18 protein-coding genes and 1 pseudogene are annotated in these 23,653 nt (G+C 42.8%); 7 read left to right on the top strand and 12 right to left on the bottom strand.

The genetic code is table 11. The features are described 5' to 3' along the window. Positions 1 to 100: 100 nt before the first annotated feature. The 3 genes from ACMAZD_RS10560 to ACMAZD_RS10550 form a co-directional block, all read right to left on the bottom strand. Positions 101 to 757 (bottom strand): hypothetical protein, encoded by a 657-nt coding sequence (locus tag ACMAZD_RS10560; protein ID WP_435247186.1) that lies wholly within the window; start codon positions 755 to 757, stop codon positions 101 to 103. Positions 758 to 890: 133 nt separating this feature from the next. Continuing rightward, positions 891 to 1,649, bottom strand: a complete 759-nt coding sequence (locus ACMAZD_RS10555) for a hypothetical protein (protein WP_435247185.1) — start codon at positions 1,647 to 1,649, stop codon at positions 891 to 893. Between the two features lie 509 nt (positions 1,650 to 2,158). After that, the gene (locus ACMAZD_RS10550; RefSeq protein ID WP_435247184.1) at positions 2,159 to 2,398 is read right to left on the bottom strand and encodes a hypothetical protein; all 240 of its coding nucleotides are present in this window, start codon (positions 2,396 to 2,398) and stop codon (positions 2,159 to 2,161) included. 157 nt (positions 2,399 to 2,555) lie between these two features. Between ACMAZD_RS10550 and ACMAZD_RS10545 the strand changes: the two genes are divergently transcribed. Then, a complete protein-coding gene (locus ACMAZD_RS10545) occupies positions 2,556 to 3,587 on the top strand; it encodes an IS110 family transposase (protein WP_435247183.1) in 1,032 nt (343 codons plus the stop codon). Positions 3,588 to 5,595: 2,008 nt separating this feature from the next. Here ACMAZD_RS10545 and ACMAZD_RS10540 read toward each other — a convergent pair. The 3 genes from ACMAZD_RS10540 to ACMAZD_RS10530 form a co-directional block, all read right to left on the bottom strand. Further along, complete coding sequence (locus ACMAZD_RS10540) at positions 5,596 to 5,847, bottom strand: hypothetical protein (protein ID WP_108167907.1); 252 nt, start codon at positions 5,845 to 5,847, stop codon at positions 5,596 to 5,598. Positions 5,848 to 6,190: 343 nt separating this feature from the next. Next, positions 6,191 to 7,663 carry a group II intron reverse transcriptase/maturase gene (gene ltrA / locus ACMAZD_RS10535; protein WP_435247182.1) on the bottom strand — a complete coding sequence of 491 codons (1,473 nt, stop codon included), beginning with the start codon at positions 7,661 to 7,663 and terminating at the stop codon, positions 6,191 to 6,193. 847 nt (positions 7,664 to 8,510) lie between these two features. After that, a complete protein-coding gene (locus ACMAZD_RS10530) occupies positions 8,511 to 8,990 on the bottom strand; it encodes a GNAT family N-acetyltransferase (RefSeq protein WP_435247181.1) in 480 nt (159 codons plus the stop codon). Positions 8,991 to 9,313: 323 nt separating this feature from the next. On the opposite strand from ACMAZD_RS10530, the pseudogene map reads away from it, so the two are divergent. The 4 genes and pseudogenes from map to ACMAZD_RS10510 form a co-directional block, all read left to right on the top strand. After that, a pseudogene (gene map, locus ACMAZD_RS10525) lies at positions 9,314 to 9,864 on the top strand (type I methionyl aminopeptidase); the annotation flags it as partial. Between the two features lie 154 nt (positions 9,865 to 10,018). Beyond that, entirely contained in the window at positions 10,019 to 10,447 is a 429-nt protein-coding gene (gene tnpA / locus ACMAZD_RS10520) for an IS200/IS605 family transposase (protein ID WP_140150538.1), read from the top strand. Between the two features lie 765 nt (positions 10,448 to 11,212). Continuing rightward, entirely contained in the window at positions 11,213 to 11,869 is a 657-nt protein-coding gene (locus tag ACMAZD_RS10515; RefSeq protein ID WP_435247180.1) for a 2OG-Fe dioxygenase family protein, read from the top strand. Further along, positions 11,853 to 13,091, top strand: coding sequence for a cysteine desulfurase-like protein (locus tag ACMAZD_RS10510; RefSeq protein WP_435247179.1), 1,239 nt, complete (start codon positions 11,853 to 11,855; stop codon positions 13,089 to 13,091). Before ACMAZD_RS10515 ends, ACMAZD_RS10510 begins: the two co-directional genes overlap by 17 nt. 148 nt (positions 13,092 to 13,239) lie before the next feature. Here ACMAZD_RS10510 and ACMAZD_RS10505 read toward each other — a convergent pair whose 3' ends face one another. Continuing rightward, positions 13,240 to 13,911 carry a type 1 glutamine amidotransferase domain-containing protein gene (locus tag ACMAZD_RS10505; protein ID WP_435247178.1) on the bottom strand — a complete coding sequence of 224 codons (672 nt, stop codon included), beginning with the start codon at positions 13,909 to 13,911 and terminating at the stop codon, positions 13,240 to 13,242. Between the two features lie 215 nt (positions 13,912 to 14,126). Between ACMAZD_RS10505 and ACMAZD_RS10500 the strand changes: the two genes are divergently transcribed. Continuing rightward, complete coding sequence (locus ACMAZD_RS10500) at positions 14,127 to 15,011, top strand: LysR family transcriptional regulator (protein ID WP_435247177.1); 885 nt, start codon at positions 14,127 to 14,129, stop codon at positions 15,009 to 15,011. A gap of 219 nt (positions 15,012 to 15,230) precedes the next feature. Here ACMAZD_RS10500 and ACMAZD_RS10495 read toward each other — a convergent pair. Further along, positions 15,231 to 16,381 (bottom strand): IS3 family transposase gene (locus ACMAZD_RS10495; protein WP_435247176.1). Its coding sequence is split into 2 segments (ribosomal slippage): positions 15,231 to 16,138 and positions 16,138 to 16,381, totalling 1,152 coding nucleotides; the frame shifts between segments, so codons are not numbered across the junction. A gap of 162 nt (positions 16,382 to 16,543) precedes the next feature. Here ACMAZD_RS10495 and ACMAZD_RS10490 point away from each other — a divergent pair. Next, positions 16,544 to 17,836, top strand: coding sequence for a sensor domain-containing diguanylate cyclase (locus tag ACMAZD_RS10490; RefSeq protein ID WP_435247175.1), 1,293 nt, complete (start codon positions 16,544 to 16,546; stop codon positions 17,834 to 17,836). A 149-nt stretch (positions 17,837 to 17,985) separates the two neighbouring features. On the opposite strand, the gene ACMAZD_RS10485 is transcribed toward ACMAZD_RS10490, so the two are convergent. From ACMAZD_RS10485 to ACMAZD_RS10470, 4 genes are all read right to left on the bottom strand, one after another. Then, entirely contained in the window at positions 17,986 to 18,810 is an 825-nt protein-coding gene (locus tag ACMAZD_RS10485) for a DUF2797 domain-containing protein (protein ID WP_435247174.1), read from the bottom strand. Positions 18,811 to 19,243: 433 nt separating this feature from the next. Then, positions 19,244 to 20,614, bottom strand: a complete 1,371-nt coding sequence (locus tag ACMAZD_RS10480; protein WP_435247173.1) for an SLC13 family permease — start codon at positions 20,612 to 20,614, stop codon at positions 19,244 to 19,246. Between the two features lie 245 nt (positions 20,615 to 20,859). Continuing rightward, entirely contained in the window at positions 20,860 to 21,612 is a 753-nt protein-coding gene (locus ACMAZD_RS10475; RefSeq protein ID WP_435247172.1) for a SanA/YdcF family protein, read from the bottom strand. A 173-nt stretch (positions 21,613 to 21,785) separates the two neighbouring features. Beyond that, positions 21,786 to 23,474 (bottom strand): NAD-dependent malic enzyme, encoded by a 1,689-nt coding sequence (locus ACMAZD_RS10470; protein WP_102434882.1) that lies wholly within the window; start codon positions 23,472 to 23,474, stop codon positions 21,786 to 21,788. Between the last annotated feature and the right edge of the window lie 179 nt (positions 23,475 to 23,653).

The raw sequence follows: 23,653 nt of genomic DNA, 5'->3' as shown, positions 1-23,653 counted from the left end.
AGACCACGTAGAGCAGATCACACAATTTACTTATGTAGAGGCTCGGGCTTGTTCAACACTTGGGATTTAACGTTGGCTACGCAACGCTTGATCCAATCTGTTAGCTCACATCGTAAAACTGACCTACATACACCACAAACTCTTCCAAATTTAGATCCAATATCCCCCAGTCCCTATCAGCTACTTTCACATCATTTAACGATGCTATTTGCCGTATTGAGTTAGTTAAACTGATCCATAACATTGCGTGCTTATATGATATTTGAAATGCCACTGGAACTAGCTGTTCAAAAGTTGGCAATATCGTATGGGCTGACTGGACCAAACAAATTGCTTTCATTTCCCCCAATCGTTTATAGCTAGCTTCTTGTTTAAACCGATCAAATTGCTTTAGATGCTCATTGATATTTTTGCAATGAATCGCATGCTTACTCCAGTGAAAAACAATACTAAAGTCTCTTCGATCAAGAAAAAATGCCTCAAGCATAAATGATACGACTTGCCCTAGTTCCATAGTGAGTTCTTTTTGTTTTCTTTTATCTGGTATCACAACCACCAAAAAGTAGAAAAACAAGCTCACTATATAACCTATACATAGGTTGAATATGATTGAGTTTCCCAACTCAAATTTATAAAGTGCTTCCTCTAAAAAGGTATCCGATAATAAATAAATCAGCGGTTCATCTGATGATTTAAACAATAGAAATGCCGCAATAACTAAGAACAACCATATAAGGATTTTTTCAATAATCTTCACAACTTCCTCATGTGAACTAACGCCCACTTAGTAGTGAGCAACGCTGCCACTCAACTAAAATATTGTGCCGTAAACTCTAATGCTGATTCAAACTGAAAATGCCGAGCGTTGCGAATCTGCTTGAATTGCTTGTTTAGTTTTCATAATCTGAGATTTCAAGAAACCACTTACCTATATCAGTAAGAGTCAGGTACAAATTACTATTGGGATCATTAAGAAACTGGTGGTGTGAAGGGCATGATGCTAACCCCATAGTTTTTAGATCGTTAGCAATCTTCACAAGAATCGGCTTTGGGTAAGGTATCACTGTTGCATCAATTACTTGTACATTACCTTCGTAGTTACCATCAGACATGGACATTTTAGGTTCATCTTCTGTGAATGAAAAAATCGGTGTATCCACGTAGGCTAAACACAAAGTTTTTTCATTTTTCTCATTAGTAACTTTTATAGCTTCAGCATTGTCATACCTATTAGTACTCATAAAGCTCAACACGTGTAAGTGGTGCTCAGTGAAACCAGATAAGACTTTTTGAGCGAAAATACAATCTTGTATATGCTGAGTTTCGATAGCATGTGCTGCTATTCCAGAATATGCCTTTATCAGATTATGACCATTGGCGTGTCTCACTTGTGCAGACAGATCAAATATGAACTCATTAAAGTCATGATTTTTGATCGCTTGAGACAGTTTCATCTCAAGATCATCTACGCGCTGAGAGATCCCTAGAGTTAATTGCTCAATTCGCGCAATCTCAAATCGGCTAATCTTACGATCAATGGTTCTTGTAATTACACCACCAACATATGGTATGGCATCAATAGCGGTTAGACCAATATCTATAGATGTTTGTTGAATCTCTTTCTCTTTCTCTTTCTCTTTCTTTTCCATTCTTTATACCAAAGCCTACCTTACCGGCGAAAACTAACGCTTTATCGCCGGATTTCTTCCGCAATTATATGCAATCAATCATTACGCTAATCATACTCTAACTCAATCGATAACCCTCACCTAGCTCCTAGAATGATGATCTCTCCCCCTTGGTTCGGTTTAGATTAGATATGATAGGGAAAACGCACACGTCTTAAAATGTGTGGAGTATTTACTCTAAGTAGCTTTGGAGCATTTCTGATTTACAAAGCGCTACCTGTGAAGTGTGACCTGTGAAGTGTGCTACCTGTGAAGCGCTACCTGTGAAGGTTCGGACCGAAATACGCTTGGATACAGCGGATACGAAAAAGGCAGAGTCATTGAGTACTCTGCCTTCTTTAACTTGCCTTGCGGCTAATTTTGAATCTTGCCTCGCGGCTATAAAACAATTGTAATACAGCAACGGCATATTGTTAAGTGCCACTCTAAGACCTCGCAACGCAGATTGAGGCAAAAATGCATTGCAGTTTTCAAATGCGGAAATGTTTATCCTCGTACTCTTCAACCAATGCAGCTAGTCTTTCAAGTTCATCACCTCTGGGAGTCTCTGGTTCGGCTGTATCAAACAGATATTCAATCCGCTTCAATGCCGCTTTGTAGTCACTTTCATAGAACTCATCCAGTTTTGCCGCAGCCAGCTCATCAGCATGCGCAGTATAGGGTGTTATCCCCTCAACCAGTTCTTTTTCTGATAGCTGTTTCTTGCTCATAGCTCGCTTTTCCATTTAAAAGTGGCATTAGATAATTTATAGCATAATGAGACACTAGCTATAATGTAAGGTCTGCTTTGAAACATGATGTATGGAATCCACTCCCTCCTTTGCCAAGCTAGACTTAGGAGAATGAGATAAATACGAGGGTTCCAATATGTTGAGCAATAATATTATCGCTATCGACCTAGCTAAAAATGTTCTACAAGTCTGTCATATCAGTGTTCATGGTGAGATGCTGTCCAATAAACCTTTAAGTCGACAGAAAATGAAAGAGTTTCTTGCCAAGGCTAAGCCTTCCATTGTCGCGATGGAAGGGTGTTGCGGATGTCATTATTGGGGTCAGTTAGCTGAAAAGTTTGGACACGAAGTGCGGATTATCAATCCGAAGAAAGTGAAAGGCTACCTAGAAGGACATAAAACTGATCATAATGATGCCCTTGCTATCGCTAATGCTGCTATCCAAATTGGTATCAAGTACAGCCGTCCAAAGTCATTGGAACAACAAGCTATGCATTCTTTAGAAACTAGTCGTAGATTCTTATCTCGTAGTGTTGTTTCCCTAGCTCTTCACATTAGAGGGACAATTTTGGGCTACGGGATAGCAAACCCTAGAGGTGAAAAAGGCTTAAAAGCGTCGGTTCAAACCGTGCTTGATGGAGATACACCAATACCTTCTAATGTCGTATCCGTTCTGTCGATGCTGTGGGAGCAATATCAAGAACTTAAAGCAAAACTTATCGCATTCGAAAAAGAGAAAAATGCTTTAACCCGTCAGATAGAACCGTGCCAACGATTAATGGGCATTGAAGGTGTTGGTGAAACAACTGCTGCGATGCTCTATACAACTCTTGGTGATGGAAAGCACTTCAAGAATGGAAGACAAGCTTCAGCATTTGTTGGTCTTACACCTAAACAGCACAGTTCAGGTGGCAAAGTTTTTATGATTGGGATCGATAAATGCGGTGGTGTGAAGGAGCTACGCTCGCTTCTTTATCTTGGCGCAATGTCTTACGTTGGACGACTACCCGAAAAACCGAAGACTCGGAAGGATGCTTGGTTGAGGAGCATCATAGATCGTATCGGCTTCAAGAAGGCCTGTATTGCACTGGCTAACAAAGTGGTACGTACTGCGTGGGCAATGCTTCGGTATGAGACTGAATATAAACCAGTATTACTCACTAATTAATCATTAACAAATTTTTAAATTTTACAAAATGATGATGCATAAAAGGTAAGACCAACCTACTGAGAACCTGGCCATTCTGTCATGCTGTAAAAAGCTGCTAACGCGATAAGGACAGTAGGTGCGCAAAACATCAAAGGCTAGAGGGTAGCTCCTTCAATAAGAAGCCGAATATACGACCGCATCTTAACTTTTATTGCCAAAATCACTTTGTAAATACGTGGATTCCATATACAGAATGGGGCAGAAGCAAGCTTGCCACATACAGTTCTTAGCTTTAAACTAACGTTGAGAGCCTCGGGTATCCCTGCTTTTTCTTGGATGTACTATTTACTGTCTGGCCAGAAGTAATTGTATCGAATTGAACTTGGCTTAATTGCAAAGCAGACCACCGAGGACATATGATAAGTCTAGGTGCTTTCCCTTCCATATACTTTGGTGATAAAACACCCGACGCTGCACACAGAATGTGTTCCCTCTTCGTTTTGAATGACAAACATTCTGTAGCTGTTTACAAAGCCATAGGTATTGCCTGTGGCTTTGTCGTATCTGGGACTAAAAAAACTGGTGCAACAGGCTTACACACAAATTAATCTATTGATAGTTTCTTATGCTCTAAACGTTTAGGGGCAAAGACGATTTACGAAACAACTTGTTTCGCATTTTTGCAAGATCCTCTTGCAAAATTTAGGTATTAAACTTTGTCCAACAGGCTATTGGACAATTTGGGCATGTAGGGGTTGTTGCAAACTCTGCAACTACTGAGGGTTCCTCGGTAATTGTTCATTAGCTAGTCCTATGGGTTTTACTGTGGCTCCTGAAACGTTGGGGGATCTCTGAGTTACGATGATAGGTACCTATAGTTTTCTAATCTGAGCCATATGTAGCCTACCTAACAGAGAGCAAGACTCTAGATAGTTTTCACTCCACATCGCAACTTGCGCATCGCAACTTGCGATGTGTGATTACTTAAAAGTTTTCAAAGTAAGATTAAAGATTTTAATAATTACAAATCATAACTTTAAGGATGAACCCCGTTGGATCATTGTTGATAATAGTAAGCATTAGAGGGCGAGCATATCACTTAAAAAACGGACCTAAACAGAGAGGGTTGCCAGTTTATTAGTAGCGTTGCTTTTGACACTTCGAGTTATGTTCCTAATTTCGCTAGATCATACATTCAGCGAATTGTCTTCGTATAAGTTAGCTAAAGAGCCCATGGCATTATATAAGTAAATTAGTAGCGAGAGCTTGGAGAAGTTTCCCAGGAAGTAGTGAGTACCAATTGGCCCACATAGAAAATATCAAAAGCTTCACTTCTGTATTCCGGGGGAGGATTAATGCTTATCGATATTGAATGTTTCTGGAGCAATAATTGAGGCCACCCTAACAATGCTGGCATTTTCGTGAGATGGGACAAGGCCGGCAATCTCTCGACCAATTCTTTTAAACTTTTTAGTCGAAAAAGAAAGAACATTCACTTTTCTGGTCGAGATTATGCTCAAATTCTAACTTCGACCAAAAGGATCAACTAATAGAGTGCTGTGTTCGACCATGATAATTAAACCTTTTAGTCGAGTGACTATTTGAATTACAGAGGCGTGATAGCTATGAACTGCGTTAGCTTGTTTCTTTGAGGAAGTAAGCTTACTGCATTCGGTTCTTCGCTTTACACTAATAGCGAGAGCCTCGGTTATCCCTGCTTTATTCTTTGAGTTACTATTTACTGTCTGGCCAGAAGTAATTGTATCAATTTGAATCTAGCGTAATTGCAAAGCAGCCAACCGAGGACATACGATAAGCCTAAGGTACTCTCCCTCCCATATTTGGTGATGAAATACCTAGCACCGCACCCAGAATTCATATTAATGAAAACATTCTGTATGTAGCTGTTATACAAAGCCTGTGGCTTTGTCGTATCTGAAAGTAAGAGCAATTGTGCAAGGACTTCTTGCACAAATTATTTTACTGCTATCTAAATTGATTGAGGCAAAACTGAAGGTTAGCTAGTTTAAAATGGGAAGTGATCTTCTTCATACCCTTCAACCCAAATTACTAGCTTTTCAAGCTCATCACCTTCGGGTGCTCCTGGTTCGGCCACATCAAACAAGGATTCAATTCTTTTCAAAACGGCTTTATAGTCGCTTTCTGAGGGTTCTAGGCCCACTTCATCTAATGAAACTGTAGCAAGCCCATCAGCGTGGGCAGTCTCAGGTGTAATACCCTTAAGCAGTTCTTTTTCTGATAGCTTTTTCTTGCTCATAAGCCGTTTCTCGATTCGAAAATGACATTAGATTAGTTTATAGCATAATGGACTACTAGCCGTAATGTAGAACCTTATTCAAAACACAATGGGGCATTTTTGATTCAGAATGATTTGTGCAGCAGCCTGTTTCACAAATAAATCTCATGATGGTTTCATGCGTTCTAAACACGTCTTGGGGCATTTTCGAGCTAGAAAGTGCCACGGGTCAAAAATCAACCTGAGAAGCTTTTGTCGGATAGGCGACACCTGTTACCAGGTGCCGCCCTCCTAAGAACCGTACGTGCAACTTTCACTGCATACGGCTCAAGCCTCCACTAAGGCGTTATTGTTACCCAGCAACTCACAAAGCAGTGGCGACAGGATCAAACCATGAGTTACGACCTGTATTTTTCACCTTACGTTCATTGAGAAAACCTTTCCAAAAAGGATCGAACGGTGTCGCTTGGCTCATGATTTTTACATGTCGCTTGATTGGCACTTGACCGATTTGAAACAGTCGGATCACGCCATACAGTCCATCCTTTTTAAACCAGCCATGGAAAATCCATTGCCCTTGATAGTTTAGAAAGTACTTGTGTGCGATCCATTTACGTCCCTTGTTTGGGTGACGCCTGACTGACCATCGCCATAACGCTAGAAACATCTGATGTCCAACATAGCCGAAGGTTTGTTTAGCAACACAATGGCGATAGTAATTCGCCCATCCTCGTAGTTTTGGATTCATCATCTTGATGAGATCGGCTACTGGGATTGTTGCGTGTTTTCTAATGAGGTCACGCATGTTTCGTAAGAATGATAATACGTTGGACTTACTCGGTTTAATGAGCAGTTTTCCTTTGTACTTTCTGGCGTTAAAGCCAAGAAAGTCGAAGCCATCATTAATATGAGTCACATGCGTTTTCTCTTCAGAAAGCGCTAAACCTCTTTCTTGTAAGAAAGCCATCAGTTGCGGCTTAATGTCATTCACTAGGACTTCCTTTGAAGACCCCGTGATAACAAAGTCGTCAGCATAACCTATAAAGTTTACTCTGCTGCCTGTCTTGCGAGCGATAGACTTAATTAACTTTTCTAGTCCGACAAGAGTGAGCAACATCAGGGTGGGTGAAATTATCCCGCCTTGTGGTGTTCCCTCTGCCGTTTTGTAGAATAGCCCTTTGTCTATATAGCCACATTCCAGCCATTGCTTGAGCATCCTTTTGTCTGTCGGGACATTATCAAGTAGCCACTGGTGACCTATCTTGTCGAAACAAGCTTTGATATCTCCCTCAAGAACCCATTGTGCTGCTCCCTTTTTGCACAGGCATTTGAAGCACTGCTGTATTGCATCGGCTGCGCTTCGGTTAGGTCTAAAGCCATAGCTGTTAGGGTCGGCAATTGTTTCCGATATAGGTTCTAGTGCTAGAAGATGTAACGCTTGTTGCGCTCGGTCTATCATGCACGGGATACCTAATGGTCTAAGTTTGCCGTTTTTCTTCGGGATATAGATTCTTCTGAGCGGTTTAGCTCGATAGCCTTTTCTGCTCAGTAAGCTGACTGCCGCCATTCGACGTGCATCGGTGTTCCAGATGTCGCCGTCAATTCCTGGCGTTTTACTGCCTTTGTTTTGTGATACTCGACGAACAGCGAGAAGTTTTGCTGCTTTCGAGTGAGTCAGTATCCACTGTAGTGCTTTCGCCTTACCGTGTTTACCTTCTCGGATTGCTTTTGCAATGCGCATCTGGAGCCTTAACACATGGCGCTCAACCGCTTTCCAGTCGATGGATTGCCATTGGGCGCTGCCAGAAGGGGCACTCACTTCATGAGAAGAGATCATCTGCGTTCCTTCTTAAATAAAGTTTTCCAAATCATCTTGCAATGGGAGACCAGTTGGAAGTGGGCACACTTTCGTGTCAGATATCCGTCTGTATCTGCATCATTACAATGCAGCATTCGCTTTTTCCAACCTCCTTTACCAGCACCGCTATCGGCTCTCTTCACAGACAGCTTTCCCGAAGGAACGATACTGGCTTACCGTGTTCCGCATGTCGCGCAATATCAGGGTAGATGCCCACTATAGTGCGAGGAGCCTATCGATCACGAAAGAGTATTGTCCAACCTCTTTCCTACTCCCATCGCCGTTTGGCCACAGCGTATTAACCACTTCCGCTGCTTCAAATATGACGCACCTTACATGGATTCACTTTCGTTCATCATACTGATTCCCTAGCACTCACCCAATTCGTGGTTATCAGGAGGAGCATTCCCTCACGGTTTTGCTCCCGTTTGGCACAGTGCCAAACTTCGTTACATTGTCAGGCTCGCTGCTTTATTCAGAGCCTTAGGGTCGTCTGGTGATACAAACGGTTCACTCTTATCGCGGTGAACAGCGCTTCATGCGACTTCACGTCGCACGGACAAAAATTTGCCAGCGCTTTTTCTAAATTAGCAAACCATCAATAAATACAGATATGGCAAATAAAAAAGCCCACTCTTAAACTGGATGGGAGTGGGCAAAGGAGGTTTTACTACTATTTCAAGCAAAGTATGCGCAATTAATAATACTCAACAGATTTCATAATGACAACTGACCATTCTCAAAAAATGGACAAAAATACGTAAGAGTATTGGTTCTAAAATGCGAGATTTGAATTAAAAAAGTAACTTTAAACCTTAAACGTTTGCTAGATGGCTTGTACGTAAAATTTTGTGTCTACAGACATTACTGGGAATGACTCAGGGAGAGTATTTTCCGAAACCTCTGAGAAACCATTATTTTCATAAAATTTGTGTGCAGATAAAAACTCTGCTGTGGTACCTAAGTAAATAGATTGTGCAAAGTTTGATTTAGCCCAATCAAGCGCATGCCTTAAAAGTAAAGAAGAAACACCACGCCCTTTCCCTCTAAAATTTTGGCGAACAAACATCTTTCTAAGCGCCAACATATCACCTCCAATATCGAGCAAGGAGATTGTGCCTACAACATGGTCATCATAGAGACATACCCAAAAATTACCATTTCCGTGTTGGTAGTACTTGGAAATGTCTTGTAAATCAGGCTGCTCTCGCTCCGTAATCGATATGCCAAACTCGTTAACCTGAATATTTAGTATTAAATCGACCACTTCACTTTTGTATTCAGCTTTATACTCTTTTATTTGCATAACCTGATATCCCTCTGTGTAATCTAACGCTTGTAATATGACTCTTAGCCTCATGTAATTCGTGAATTATGCTGTCTATTTACAGTGAGTCCAATAGATTAACTCCTTATTTTCAATTACATAAATTAATAACATATATGTTTAATTGCTGATTTAAGCCTAATCACGATGTCATCGATTCGTTGAAACATGGTCGAATTTACTCAGTGATACAACACGGGGGTAAAACAGTAAGGAACATCTGGCTTGAAGAAAAGCTGAATACAAGAGAGTTACGGGAGGCACGTGCCGAGGAATCAATTATCGAATAGAAACTAATCTACATAGTGTGCCACGGAGTACCTAAACAGACTGAGGTTTTAAAAAATACCGACATTATCAACCTAGATATAACTCTAGAAAAGAATGGATTCATTGCAGATTCAAGCAAAATGTATGTGATGCCTTCAGCCTCACCGCTTGCTATTCAATTGGTTAATACAATTTATAACGCTATGTGGGAAGGTATTAAGAACGTAAAACCCGGAGCAAAACTTGGTGACATTAGTCATGCAATACAAAGGCATGCAGAATCACATGGATACAGTATTGTAAGAGAGTATTGTGGACATGGAATAGGTCGTGAAATGCATGAAGAACCACAGGTGCCCCATTATGGTCATCCAAATAGCGGACTCACATTAAAAGAGGGAATGATATTTACTATTGAACCAATGGTGAACCAAGGTACCGCGAAGATAAAAACCAAAAAAGATGGACGGTAGTTACTAGAGATAAGAAGCTCTCTGCCCAATCGGAACATACAGTATTAGTCACTCGTAAAGGCTATGAGGTTCTCACGCTGAGAGAAGACGAGAAGTTGCCAATGATGTAGTGGTTGAGAGTAAGACTTTCGGTCAAAGCTAATGTCCCAAATCGCCCCATCGGCACAATTTAATAATGGGGCAATTTCGTGTTTTATTCTGTGGATACAGAAAACCACGGGTTTACCCGTGGATGAATGCCTTTGGAGACGGTACGATGGATAAATGCAATATTACACCTCATCCCATAGTGTCTACTACACGAAGTATCACGTAGTTTGGGTAACTAAGTACCGTCGGAAAATCCTGAATCCTGGTATGTGCAGCTACCTACGGAAGGTTATGCCAAAGTTACTGCGAAGTTTACCTGGCGTTGAGATTGAGACGATAGGCTTTGATGAAGATCATCTGCATATGATGATGCTTATCCCACCGAAATACAGTATTTCAGACGTCATGGGTAAACTAAAAAGCCAATCGTCGCACCACATGCGAAAAACGTTCAGTTGGCTAAGTAAGGTTTACTGGAAAGAGAACATTGTGTGGTCGCCAGGTTACTTTGTCAGTAGCGTAGGCGTGAATGAACAAGTTATAGCGAATTACGTTAGACACCAGGGCGAAAAGGATTCTGGTCAACTCCGCATGGAGTTGTAACAGTAAGTACCCCGTGCATGCACGGGGGTATCTACATCCCCCCAGCATGCCTGAACATCAAACATTTGTGAACACCTATTGGGGCTCTGGGCTGTCAAAAATACTAAGTAAATTCCCTTCGCAATATTCTACCTCAAGTAATCTACATAAACCGCATCATCAATTCGGGTTAGATGTGCGCCGTTTAAAGCTGAGTGTTTTCGTGACTGAAAGGTAAGTGAAGCTGCTCAGTGAAAGGAAGAAAATTGATTTGGGGCGGCCGAGTTCCCCCCGAACTCGACCTGTTCCAGACACGCAAGCAAAGGCGTTTGGTTTCTGGCTTAGTCATAAATTAACCAATTTTATTTTTTTATCTGAATAATCAATGGCTTGGCAGCTGATAGGTAGCTCGTATTTTTCTGTTCAAAAGTATAGAAATGAATGATGGCGAGAGTGAAGGCTGAACTCATGCAAGGAGGCTGACGTATTGGAGGGCTTAGGCTGACACAATATGAAACATAGCTTGCTAGTTTATAATATCGCTAAATTTAAATTTTTAGGGATTTATAACTAGCTAGTGGAGTGTGCTAGTTTTAAGAGTTGGTCATCTTTTATTCTGGTGTTATACACTGCTTTTTATTTCCAAGTTGGATTTAGTGTCTGAATTATTAAATCTGGCGGGATAAATGATTGTTTAATATTGATTTGACAAGATCTTCAAGTATCCTTTATGTAAACAAAACGTTAAATATCGAAAGTAAATTAACAATCATTAAGGAGTCGATGATGTTACATGCTCACGAAAATACCCTACATATTACCCACCTCAGTAACCACGCGGTTGAGGAGTTGTCACCGTCATTCTCTAAGCTGCCAAGCACAGAGCATGCGGATGGCCAGTTTCGATTGAGAAGGTACTCGGTGGTTGAATTCAGTAATGGACAAGTCGTTGAGCAAGACAAACATAACTTTGTTCAGTCTGAAAACATTAATCACTTTCAAGGTGACGTTGTTCGTCAGTTCGAGCCGATTGAAGCACCAATCCTAAGCAGCGAAGGCATGCAAGAGATGTGTGAGCTGTTTATTGAAACCAACGGGCTTGAAGACGGGCAAGAAATCGAAATCCATCAGATCCGTATTGCCGCTATTTTTGAAGAAACTCAGGTTGCTCCTGAAGGTGTGCACCAAGATGGTTTTGACCATATCGCTTTAATCGGTGTGAACCGACACAACATTGTAGGTGGCGAAATCATGCTGTACCAAGACTCACATGAAGCGCCATTCTTTAGAAAGGTGTTAGGCGATGGCGAAGTTGCGATGCTGGCAGACAGTAAGCTTTGGCACAATGCACAGCCGATTCGTACCATAGACCACGATGAGATAGGCTATATGGATGTGTTTGTTCTAACGGCTAAGGATGCGCGCAATGTCCTTCACTCTTAATGATGTACGCCAACAGTTTAGTGCTTTAGGCCAATATCACAACGGTAAGCCTGTGACCTTTTTTGATGGGCCAGGTGGGTCTCAAGTGCCTGAGAATGTTTTAGCCTCGATGACGGAATACCTAGGGCATTTCAATTCAAACCTTGGCGGCCACTATTTTTCTAGCCAAAAGACCACGAGCTTAATGCAGCAAGCGCGAGAAGCGGCGCAAGCACTGCTTAATGCAGAATCTTCTGGCAACGTTGTGTTCGGCGCGAACATGACATCGTTGACCTTTCAACTTAGCCGAGCGATCAGCCGCGATTGGAAAGAGGGCGATGAAGTTATCGTCACTGCGCTAGATCATTACTCAAACGTGTCGAGCTGGCAGCAAGCGGCAGACGACAAAGGCGCGATTGTTCGCCAAGTTCGTGTAGACGAGTCAGATTGCAGTTTGGACATGGCGCATTTTGAATCGCTGCTTAACGAGAAAACCAAGCTTGTCGCGGTAACGTTTGCTTCGAATACGACGGGCTCGATTGTCGACATGGCGAAAGTTATTGAGCTTGCACATCAGCATGGTGCGCAGGTTTATGTCGATGCCGTGCATTACGCACCGCATCACTTGATTGATGTTCAGCAACTGAATTGTGATTTCTTAGCGTGTTCAGCGTATAAGTTCTTCGGCCCGCATGTTGGCATTGCTTATGTTGCGCCTCAATGGCTGCATACTTTAAAGCCTTACAAAGTAGAGCCTGCGACTAACATCGGTCCAGGTCGATTTGAAACAGGAACACAAAGTTTTGAAGGCCTTGCTGGTGTGATTGCGGCGGTGGATTATTTGGCGCAGTTTGGTGATCCAGACGATTCATTGCGTTCTCGTTTAGAGCAAAGCTACGCGCTGTATAATAAGCATGAAAGCCAACTCAGTGAGTACTTCCTTAAGCGCTTGGCCGACCTTGAAGAGGCAAAGCTTTATGGGAAAACCGAGTTTGATTCGAACCTAAGAACTCCAACGTTTGCGATTACCTTTGATAACCATTCTCCAGAGTTCATCGCTAAGAAGTTGGGTGAGCATAATATCTGTGTGTGGAATGGTCATTTTTATGCGTTAGGGCTGGTGAAGCAGTTGGGTATTGAAGAGCAGGGCGTGGTGCGTATTGGTTGTATGCATTACAACTCGATTGAAGAGATCGACTTGCTGTTCAATGTGCTTGAAGGAATTTTACGCAGTAATAACTAACAATTTTAGCTGTTATAGAATTAGAAAAGAGCATACTTCTCTCGATAATATTGAGTAGGAAGTATGCTTTTTTTGTTTCATGGACGTATATCTGTTTAGCAAAGTCTACTAAGACTAAAACCGTTACTCGATTCAGTCCGTGATTTAACTAAGACAACTGCTTAACGAGAGCCGCGCCTATTGCGTGAGCACTGGTTGGGTTCTGGCCGGTAATCACTCGCTCATCAACAATCACAAGTTCTTGCCAAGGTTGAACCTTATTGAAACGCGCTGCGCTGCGAGCAAGAGACTCTTCCAGTAAGAACGGAATGTCGTTGATGGTGCCAAAGTCAATTTCTTCTTCGCGTGTAAAGCCAGTCACTGATTTAGAGCTTAGTAGCTTTTCGCCATTGCTCAGAACAATCGGGAGCAGTGCTGCTGGGCCGTGACATACTGATGCGATCACACCGCCAGCTTCATAATGTTTAGCTGCAATCGTTGCGAATTGCTCGTCGGTTGCTAAGTCAGAAAGTAGGCCGAATCCACCTGGGTAGAAGATGGCATCGTAGTTTTCTATGTTAATTTGGCTTACAGGAATCGTGTTATTAATGCGGTTCTGGAAGTCATCATCAGCCAAGATCTCGGCGTTTACTGAATCACCTTCAATATCGGTTCCGTACAGTGGGCCTTTACCACCCTTGATAGAAGCGATGTCGTACTCAAAACCAGCGGCAAGGATCTCTTTCAATGCATGAGTCAGTTCTGGAGCGTAAGTACCGTTCGCTTGGTCTGTATCGCCAAGTGTTGCGTGGTTAGTCACTGGGATTAGTATTTTTTTCATGATTTGTTCCTTCAGGGCTGATGTTTGTCTAAGCATAGTTGAATTGCTGATGTCGTTATATTAATTGCAAATCGTATGAGTGATAATATAGGTAATAAACAAAACATTATTGCTATATAGCAACAGTTGAATGTGAAGATATGAATGAGTCGGGTTTGAACTAGTGAGATGCGAACTTGCGGGACGCGAATCAGCTAAATGTAAGCAGGTGAAGTATGGATAGCTTTGAAGGTATTAATGAATTTGTGGCGGTAGCGGAGTGTCACGGCTTTTCTGCTGCAGCGAAACAACTGGGTTGCAGTACTAGCCATGTCAGTCGCCAAGTTTCGAGACTAGAAGAAAGGGTAGGTGTGGCGTTGTTGGCGCGTTCAACACGTATGGTGAGTTTGACCGAGTCTGGGCATACCTATTATCAACAATGCAAAGATCTGGTTATTGGGCTGCAACAGGCGAATGAACAAGTCACGTCTCAACAAGCTCAGCTGAGCGGTACTTTACGCGTGAGTGCGGCGGGTGCGTTTGCTGAAAATCATGTTGCAGCGGCGTTGATGGAATTTGCGAAAGACCACCCTGATCTAACTATCGAAATGAACTTCAATACCAACATGGTTAACTTCATCGAAGATGGTATTGATTTCGCGATTCGTTATGGCCGATTGGACGATTCAGGTCTAGTGGCAAGGAAGCTGGTGGATCGTCCGATGGCAGCGGCCGCGAGCCAGAACTATATAGATCAATTTGGTTCACCAACCCAGCCTGAGCAGTTGAAGTTGCACAGTTGTATTATTGCCAACAGTGATCAGTGGTTGTTTGAGAAAGATGGAAAACCATTAAATGCAGTAAGAGTGCATGGACGTTGGAAAAGCAATAGCTCGAGCGCGGTACTCAAAGCTTGTGAAGAGGGACTTGGGATTGTTTACCTCCCTAAAAGCAGCTTCAATGGCGGCCTTGCCAATGGAAAATTGATGCCAATATTAGAAGAATATTGGGGAGCAGGAACAAGCAGTTGGATCGTATATCAAAACCGTCGCTTCCTTCCACAGAGAGCACGCCTTGCGATTAATTTCTTAGTCTCTTATTTTTCCGATTGGAATGAATAACGCGCGCAGGTTTAAAAGAATAGCGAACAAGTTTGAGGCGGTGAACACTAGAGTGCTAACTCAGCTCAAAGCCAAAAGTAGAAAAAGGTAATACTTACATTGATATAGGTTATCTATTTGTGTTTTTTGACGCGAATAATAGGAATGAGATACTTGTCTACTTTTGATAACTGCTGTTAGCGATAGAATTGATCTGCTCCAGTTAGACTGGACACCGCATTAAGCGACATATTGTTTTTCAAAGTTAACTGGACTTAGATACCCAAGGGCACTGTGCCTTCTTGTTCGATTATAATCAACTTCGATATATTCAAAAAGTGCTTGGCGCATCTCTTCTCGCGTCATTATCGGCTCGTATTGAACGGCTTCTACTTTCATTGAGTGGAAAAAGCTTTCAACACAGGCGTTATCCCAGCAATTTCCCTTCCTACTCATACTTTGTTTTAAATTATGGGCTGAGATTAAGTCTCTGTAGTCTTTTGAACAATATTGGCTACCTCTATCACTATGGATAATTACCCCTTCGGGCATGCCTCTACGGAACAATGCCATTGATAGCGCATCACAGACCAGAGTCGCGGTCATTCTGGTGCTCATTGACCAACCAACTACTTGCCGTGAGTACAAGTCGATAACAACCGCCAAATACATCCAACCTTCGCTTGTCGCTAGATAGGTAATATCTCCAGCCCATTTTTGGTTTGGTGCTGTCGCATTAAAATCTTGCTCTAGCAAGTTCGGGGCAACAAGAAGCCTATGCTTGCTGTCTGTCGTACATTTAAACTTACGGGCTGCCTTCGCGACTAAGCTCTGGCGCTTCATGCTCGCGGCAATGGTTTTTACATCGTGCTTATTACCATTTGCCTCAAGTTCTTTTTGAATACGCCTTGCACCGTCACGTTCCTTTTTATCATCAAAGACTTCTCGAACTTTGCTGTCAAGCTGCTTTCGGTGCTCGTTGCGTTGAGTGACTTTATGGCGATTATCAATCCAATAATAAAACCCACTTCGAGAAACCCCAAACACCTTAGCCATACGGACAATCCTATATTGCATAAGGTGTTCGAGCATAAACTCATAGCAATCTACTTTAGATTTTTCGCGAAGTAGGTGGCGGCCTTTTTTACGATATCTAGCTCTTCAGCTTGCTCAGCCAATAACCGTTTGAGTTTGGCATTTTCAGTGGTGAGTTCCCTTTCTCTATCGCTGATTTTCGCATCTTTTTTGACGGCTTTACGCCATCCATAAATTTGAGATTCATACAACGATAGCTGTCGTGCGGCAGCAGCGACACCGACTTTCTCTGCCAACTTAAGTGCTTCGGATTTAAATTCAGGAGCATGTTTGATTCGTGTTTTTTTAGTTGTCATTGTTCACCTCGTTAGTGATTGTACTCACTTAACTCAGTGTCCAAAACTTCTGGTGCAGATCAAATTGTAGAGAAGCCTATATCAGTACGATATACTAGTTGTATTGTTAATTCCCCATAACGCGTAAAGGATTATGTGGAAGCGTTAGTAGGATATGTAGTTATGCTCCAGTTTATGAAGTATAGCGAGAGTGCGGAGTTGGCCATGTCTTCAATAAATTTCGAATCCACGTACGGTGTAATAACTATTCAAGATATGAATGTGGTTAGTGTCGACGCTAATTATGCGCGCATCTATGGATACCCATCCCCCGAAGAACTGCTGTCTAAAATAGATAGCTTTCTGGATCTCATTCCAGAAGAGTTTCATGTCGCGGCCTATAAAAATTATCTAGAAACCGTCGGTGGTCAACGAGACCCTCAGGTTCATACTTTTACCAATGTTGACCGCAATGGCAGAGAGTTCACTGTGTTCTCTATTGACCATGTGACTAAGTGGCAAGGTAGACCAGCACTGCAAGTGACAGTCATCGATCTTTCTCCTGCGATTCAGCTGCAAAACGTGGTGCGTGAGCAAGACCAGATGTACCACGATATGATCATGCAATCAGGGCAAGGTATCTTGGTTCACCGAGATTTCAAGCCGTTGATGGCTAATCAATCATGGGTAAAACAGCAAGGCGGCGAGTCGATTGAGCAAGTCTTAAAGCTAGAATCTATCCTCGACTTAGTGCCACAGAAAGATACCCAAGGCATTCGCAGCCATTATCAAGCGATCGTGTCTGGTGAGTTGTCGGGTACGAGCACGGTTGTTGAAAACATTTGCTTAGATGGCGTTCATCGATTCTTCAATATTTACGATAATGCGATCACTTGGAAAGGTCAGCCTGCTGTTCAGGTGGTGCTCGAAGACGTGACTCAAAAGGTGATGTTGGAAAAGCAGTTGGTTCACCAAGCGAATTACGATGAAATGACCGACTTGCTTAACCGCAGGGCGATTTATGAATGGTTAAGGGAGCATCTCGTCTCTGATACTCATCTCGTATGTATGCTGCTTGATATCGATGATTTTAAATCGATCAATGACACTTATGGGCACATGGTGGGTGACGAGGTGATTTGCGCATTGGCTGATATTACCAAGCGTAATGTTGAGGCTGTGGGTGGTGTTGTAGGTCGATGGGGTGGTGAGGAGTTCATTGTCTTTATCCCTAACGCGTCATCCCAAGTGTCGTGTCAAGTCGCTGATCTGATCCGCCAACAGTTTAATCAAACCGAATTTAGGATTGATGAGCAGGTTCGTTTTAATGTGAGCGCGAGTATCGGCGTGAGTGATAGTCGAGCTTGCGATGGAAAAGTGTCTATCGATGCGCTTGTTAACCTAACTGACCAATCTCTTTATCGAGCGAAAGCGGCTGGTAAGAATCGCGTGTGCGGCGATGTGGTTGCGCTCTAATTCCTCGAATTAATGTTTTAAAACGAAGCCAATTGCTAACGAAAAATGCCCTGAAGTGTTAGCTTCAGGGCATTTTAGCTTTTGGCTATTACCTAAACGGCTAAACGGCTAAACGGTTCTCACTATGAGAAACGTTTAAGTTCTATAAATTATGCAGAAACTTCCACTTCATAAGAGCCGAATTTACGGATGTTAATCACGCCTGTATCTAGGATTAGATATTGGCCTTTAATGCCTTGAAGTACACCTGTCACCTCTGGGTTCTTATCAAAGTTGTGCGAGACAATCTTTACTGGGTGCTGTTCAACTGGGTAGCTGAGTGAAGTGATGTTCTCACTTAGGATCTCGATAGCATCGTCACCAAACTTCGCTCTGATCTCTTGGATTTTATCCCCAACTAATGGCAAGAGTTCTTTGGCTTTTTCTACCAACTCCATATCGTCACCGTCGCCTTTTAGCAACGTGCGCCAGTTAGTCTTGTCAGCGATGTGTTTTGCTAACTCAACTTCAATCAGGCCAGAAATCTGACGTGTTTTCACTTTCAAGATTGTCAGGCCTTGAGTAGCACCTTGGTCGATCCAGCGAGTAGGGATTTGAGTATGACGAGTGATACCCACTTTAAGGCTTGATGTGTTCGACAGGTAAACGAAGTGATCAACCATGCAGTTCGCTTCGCCCCATTCAGGCTCACGACACGTGCCTTCATCGTAGTGGCAAGTCTCCGGCTTCATGATGCACATGTCGCAACTTGCTAGCTTTCTCATGCACACAAAGCAGTGGCCTTGAGAGTAGCTTTTCTTGGTTTTCTTACCACACGAGCAGCAAAAAATATTACCGGTGTGAGTGAGGTTGATGGTTTTACCAATCAGAGGGTTTAGCTCTACAAACTCTTCACCGACAGGTAAACGGTAGGTAACCGCACCCTCAAGCGAAGCACTCATTTTCTTGAGTGTTCCTTTTGCTAATAAAGACATGACATTACTCGTTGTATTTTGATTATTATTTCGTCGACTCGGACGCTCTGTAAGCAGGCGCTACGGTTAACGATGATTATGCGATGAGTATAACAAATAGAGCCTGTTTTTATACGCAATATCACTTGATTCTCGACGTAAATAATATGTTGCTTATCGGCTGGACGCGTGTTGCGCCAAGCGTGGCGTGAGAGGTGGTCTTTAGAACGGGAATGATGACGTAATAGGGATGTAAATACCTAAACAAAAAAGGTGGTGAGGAGCCACCAAAAAGGGAAATCGTTTTATTATTCTTTTTAAATGCCCGCTTAGTGATAACCTCAAGTAAATGATGGCTTCCCATTGAGTGGGCATTTTTATACTTGCTGAGCGGGGGAACTGCAGCCAGTTTCGTCAGATCATCTGCTTATGCTGCTCTCTTTATCAGTGTTTATTACCAGAAGATCCAAGCGAACAGTGTCAGTATTAAGATACAAACTAAGTTCAACACCATACCGACTCGCATCATTTCTTTTTGTTTGATATGACCAGAGCCAAATACAATCGCATTAGGTGGTGTCGCGACTGGTAGCATGAAGGCACAAGATGCGGCAATCGCAATTAGTGCAGATAAGATAACAGGTGACATACCCAGCGCTTCAGCAATGGTTGCGAATACAGGAACAAGCAGTGCCGCACTCGCTGTGTTACTCGCAAATTCCGTTAGGAATACCACGAACGCTACTACGGCTAGAATCGTAAGATGAACGCCTGCTGTTTCTAAAAATCCGCTTAATGAGTGTGCTAGGAATACGCTGGTGCCAGTCGCTTTAAGAATGTTACTTAAACAGATACCGCCACCGAATAGGATAAGCACACCCCAATCCGTTGTCTTCTCGACATCTTTCCATTCAACCGCTCTTGAAGCGCCAAGCAGTACAATGGCACCAATCGCCACCAAGCTATCAAATTTAGAGAAACCGCCAATCATCGCGTTGATTGGCTTTCCGAATATCCAAAGCGTTACAGTTAAAAGGAAGATAGATAGTGTGATTTTTTTGCTGTTTGTCCACTCTACAGGAGCGTGGTCTAGCTCAAATTTATGGTCGAGCTTGGGCTTAGTCATCACGTATAAAACAATCATCGTGATTGGCAATAAGATCATTGAGATAGGTAGGCCAAGTGCCATCCATTCAGTAAAACTCAGGCCAACTTCTGCGGCTGCGATTGCGTTTGGTGGGCTACCTACTACGGTTGCAATACCACCGATCGATGCACAGTAAGCGATACCTAATAGTACGAAAACGTAGGTGTTGCGGTCTTCACTTTGGTCGACTTTGTTCATGATGCCGAGAACAAGAGGCAGCATCATCGCAGTGGTTGCTGTGTTTGAAATCCACATTGATAATCCAGCACTCACACCAAATAGCATGAATACTGCCACTGACATTTTGCCTTTCGCCAGTATCAGCACTTTGTCAGCAATCGCTTTATCTAGCTCTTGCTTGTTGAGCGCGGCGGCAAGGGCAAAACCGCCCATAAATAGGAAGATGATTGGGTTAGAAAAGTTAGCCAAAGCAGCGGGCGTGTTAAATACACCTAACAAGACAGCCAATAGGGGAACGAGCAAAGCGGTGATGCTGACGTGGATAGCCTCGGTTAACCATAAGATCGCAACAAACACGAGAATACTTAGGCCAGTGTTCACTTGTGTTTCGAAAGGGAGGGTATTGATCAAAAGTGCAAATAACGCGAAATTGCCGATTAATATCATGCTGTTGCGGGTAAACAACCAGTGTTTCAGTGTAGTAACAAGTGCCGTCATAAGACGCTCCTTTTGTTTATCCTCGTTTTAGTGGTGCACCAACTTCATTGAGTGATGCTTATTATTTTCGAGGTATCTTGTTTTCAAGTTATACAGTCCTCAAAGTAAAAAGCTTCGAGATGTATGGCTTGATGTAGGGTCCGACTTTGTTGGGATAATGTTACTTAAGTTAATAAAGGCGTGTTGGTGTGTTTTTGTGTAACAGTGGGGAAGTGTGAGGCAACAAATTTAAAATGTGTAGATTTCTACACATCGGTATCTGCTGGGTCTGCAATTGGGCTAGGAATAGGGGATGATTCTTGTTTTGGGTTCGGCTGAATCGGTTCTTTAGGCCCTAGAAATTTGGGTGTCGTGCCCATAATATACAGATCAAGAAACGCTTTGGTTCGTGCAAAAACTTCTCTTAAACGTATTGAGAGGCCTGAGTGATGAGTTGGGCCGGAAACCGCCAAACATTGCGCATGAATATCATAAGAGTTTGCGATAAATAGTGCTCTTTCACAGTGGAACTCTTGAGTGATGATCAGGAAGTTATCAGTATCGAATATCTTCTTCGCACGAACAATGGAATCTAATGTTCGAAAGCCAGCATAATCCAGATTGATACGCTCGTCAGGGACACCTGCTCTTAATAGGTCGCGTTTCATCGTCCAAGGTTCATTGTAAGAACGGTGGGCGTTATCGCCACTCAGTAGGAATTGATTGACCTTCTCACGATCAAACAGCTCAATCGCGGCCTCAATTCGATATTTGTAATAGTCGTTGAGTGTTCTGCCTAAATATTTGCTAGTACCAAGTACAACGGCCACTTCGCGTTCAGGTACTTCATCGATCTCGTAGATGATGCGGTCTTCTGCCTGCCATGAAACCCAATAATCGATCGTAATAACCGCAGCACTGCCCATCAGAAAGACGAGGAAGGAGCCATACAGAAAACCTTGCAGTTTCTTGCAAGCCTTAAGTAAGTTGTTACGGATAATTTGAGAATTGAATTTCACTCTCGGTAAGGTCCTTTGAATGAGCATTATTTTTTTGAGTGCTCGATAATACCAAATAAAAATGAGAAAAATCAGTTAAAAAGACAAGACAGTGTAAAGAAAGAAGCCCCTGCAATTGCAGAGGCTCATATAAGAGTCGTTAACGCTCTTTATTTCAAGCGTAGTACGCTTTATTAGAATGCAGTACGCTTGTAGCGACGGTAGACCGGCTGCCAGAAGTGTTGGTCAATCGCTTGTTGTAATGCTTCTTCAGTGATTTCTAGTGCAACACCTTGTTCAATCGCTTTTTTACCAACTGCAAGAGCAATCTTTTTCGATACGGTGTGGATCTCTTCCAATGGTGGAAGTAGTGCACCCGAACCATTGATAGCCAGTGGAGAACACGTTGCAAGCGCACGGCTTGATTCCATCAGCATTTCATCAGTGATGCGTGAAGCATTCACAGCCAACACACCAAGGCCAATACCTGGGAATATGTAGCTATTGTTACACTGAGCGATTGGGTAAGTAGTACCGTTATGAGTTACTGGCTCAAACGGGCTGCCTGTCGCTACAAGTGCTTGGCCATCAGTCCAACGAATAATGTCGTTTGGTGTTGCTTCAACACGGCTTGTTGGGTTTGATAGTGGGAACACAATAGGGCGTTCACAGTGAAGGTTCATCTCTTTGATGACTTCTTTGCTAAACAGACCTGGAGCGCCAGATACACCAACCAGTACAGTTGGTTTAGCATGACGAACAACGTCGAGTAGAGAGAAGCCAGTGCCGTCACTTTCCCAATCTTTGGTGTTCGCATTGGTTTGTACTAGGCGTTGTTGGAAATCAAGTAGGTTTTGCATACCTTCTTGTAGAAGACCCCAACGGTCAACCATGTAAACTTGTGAACGTGCTTTCTCGTCGCTGATACCTTCAGACACCATTTGAGCAATGATAGCTTCAGCAATGCCACAACCTGCAGAACCCGCACCTAAGAAGGTGATGCGCTGATCTGAAAGTTTGCTGTTTGCTGCTTTACATGCTGCAAGTAGAGAACCCACTGTCACTGCTGCTGTACCTTGGATATCATCGTTGAAACAACAGATGCGATCTTTGTAACGCTCAAGCAGTGGCATTGCGTTCTTTTGTGCGAAATCTTCGAACTGAACTAGAGCATCTGGCCAACGGCGTTGAACCGCTTGGATGAACTCTTCAACGAATGCATCGTAATCCGCACCTGTGATTCGAGGATGACGCCAGCCCATGTACATTGGGTCTGCAAGACGCTGAGGGTTATTGGTACCAACATCGAGTACGATTGGTAACATGTAAGCTGGGCTGATGCCGCCACACGCTGTGTAAAGTGCTAGCTTGCCAATTGGAATACCCATACCACCGATACCTTGGTCTCCCAAACCAAGAATGCGCTCACCATCCGTAACCACGATAACTTTAACGTTGTGGTTTGTCGCATTATTCAGTAGATCATCGATACGATCGCGGTTCGGGTATGAAATAAACAGACCACGGCCACGACGGTAAATATTTGAGAAGTTCTCACATGCTGCGCCAACCGTTGGCGTGTAAATGATAGGCATCATTTCAGAGATGTGGTTTTGAACTAAACGATAAAAAAGCGTTTCATTTGTGTCTTGGATGTTACGAAGGTAGATATGCTTATCCATATCGCTTTCGAAGTTACAGTATTGCTTGTACGCACGTCCAACTTGCTCTTGGATTGTTTCCGTTGTCTCAGGTAACAAGCCTTCAAGGTTAAAAGAGCTACGTTCTTCAGCAGAGAATGCGCTGCCTTTGTTTAGAAGAGGAGTACTAAGTAGAGCGGGACCTGCATACTGGATATATAGAGGGCGTTTATCGTTGTTCATTGGATGCCTAATATGGGAGAAAGAATAACTGAAAAATGATAACGGTTTAGTTATTCAATTGTAAATAGTTTCCCTCCGATCTTAGCAAACAAAATGATATTCTTACTTATGTCCCACAATTCTCGAATTCTACCGCCATAATTCGTTATACTTCGCTCACACTTTTTCGTTAGCTACCC

It is taken from the genome of Vibrio sp. nBUS_14, assembly GCF_051201655.1.
GTDB lineage: Bacteria > Pseudomonadota > Gammaproteobacteria > Enterobacterales > Vibrionaceae > Vibrio.
The sequence above is the reverse complement of the archived record's forward strand: the minus strand, read 5'-3'. Positions and strand labels throughout refer to the sequence as shown.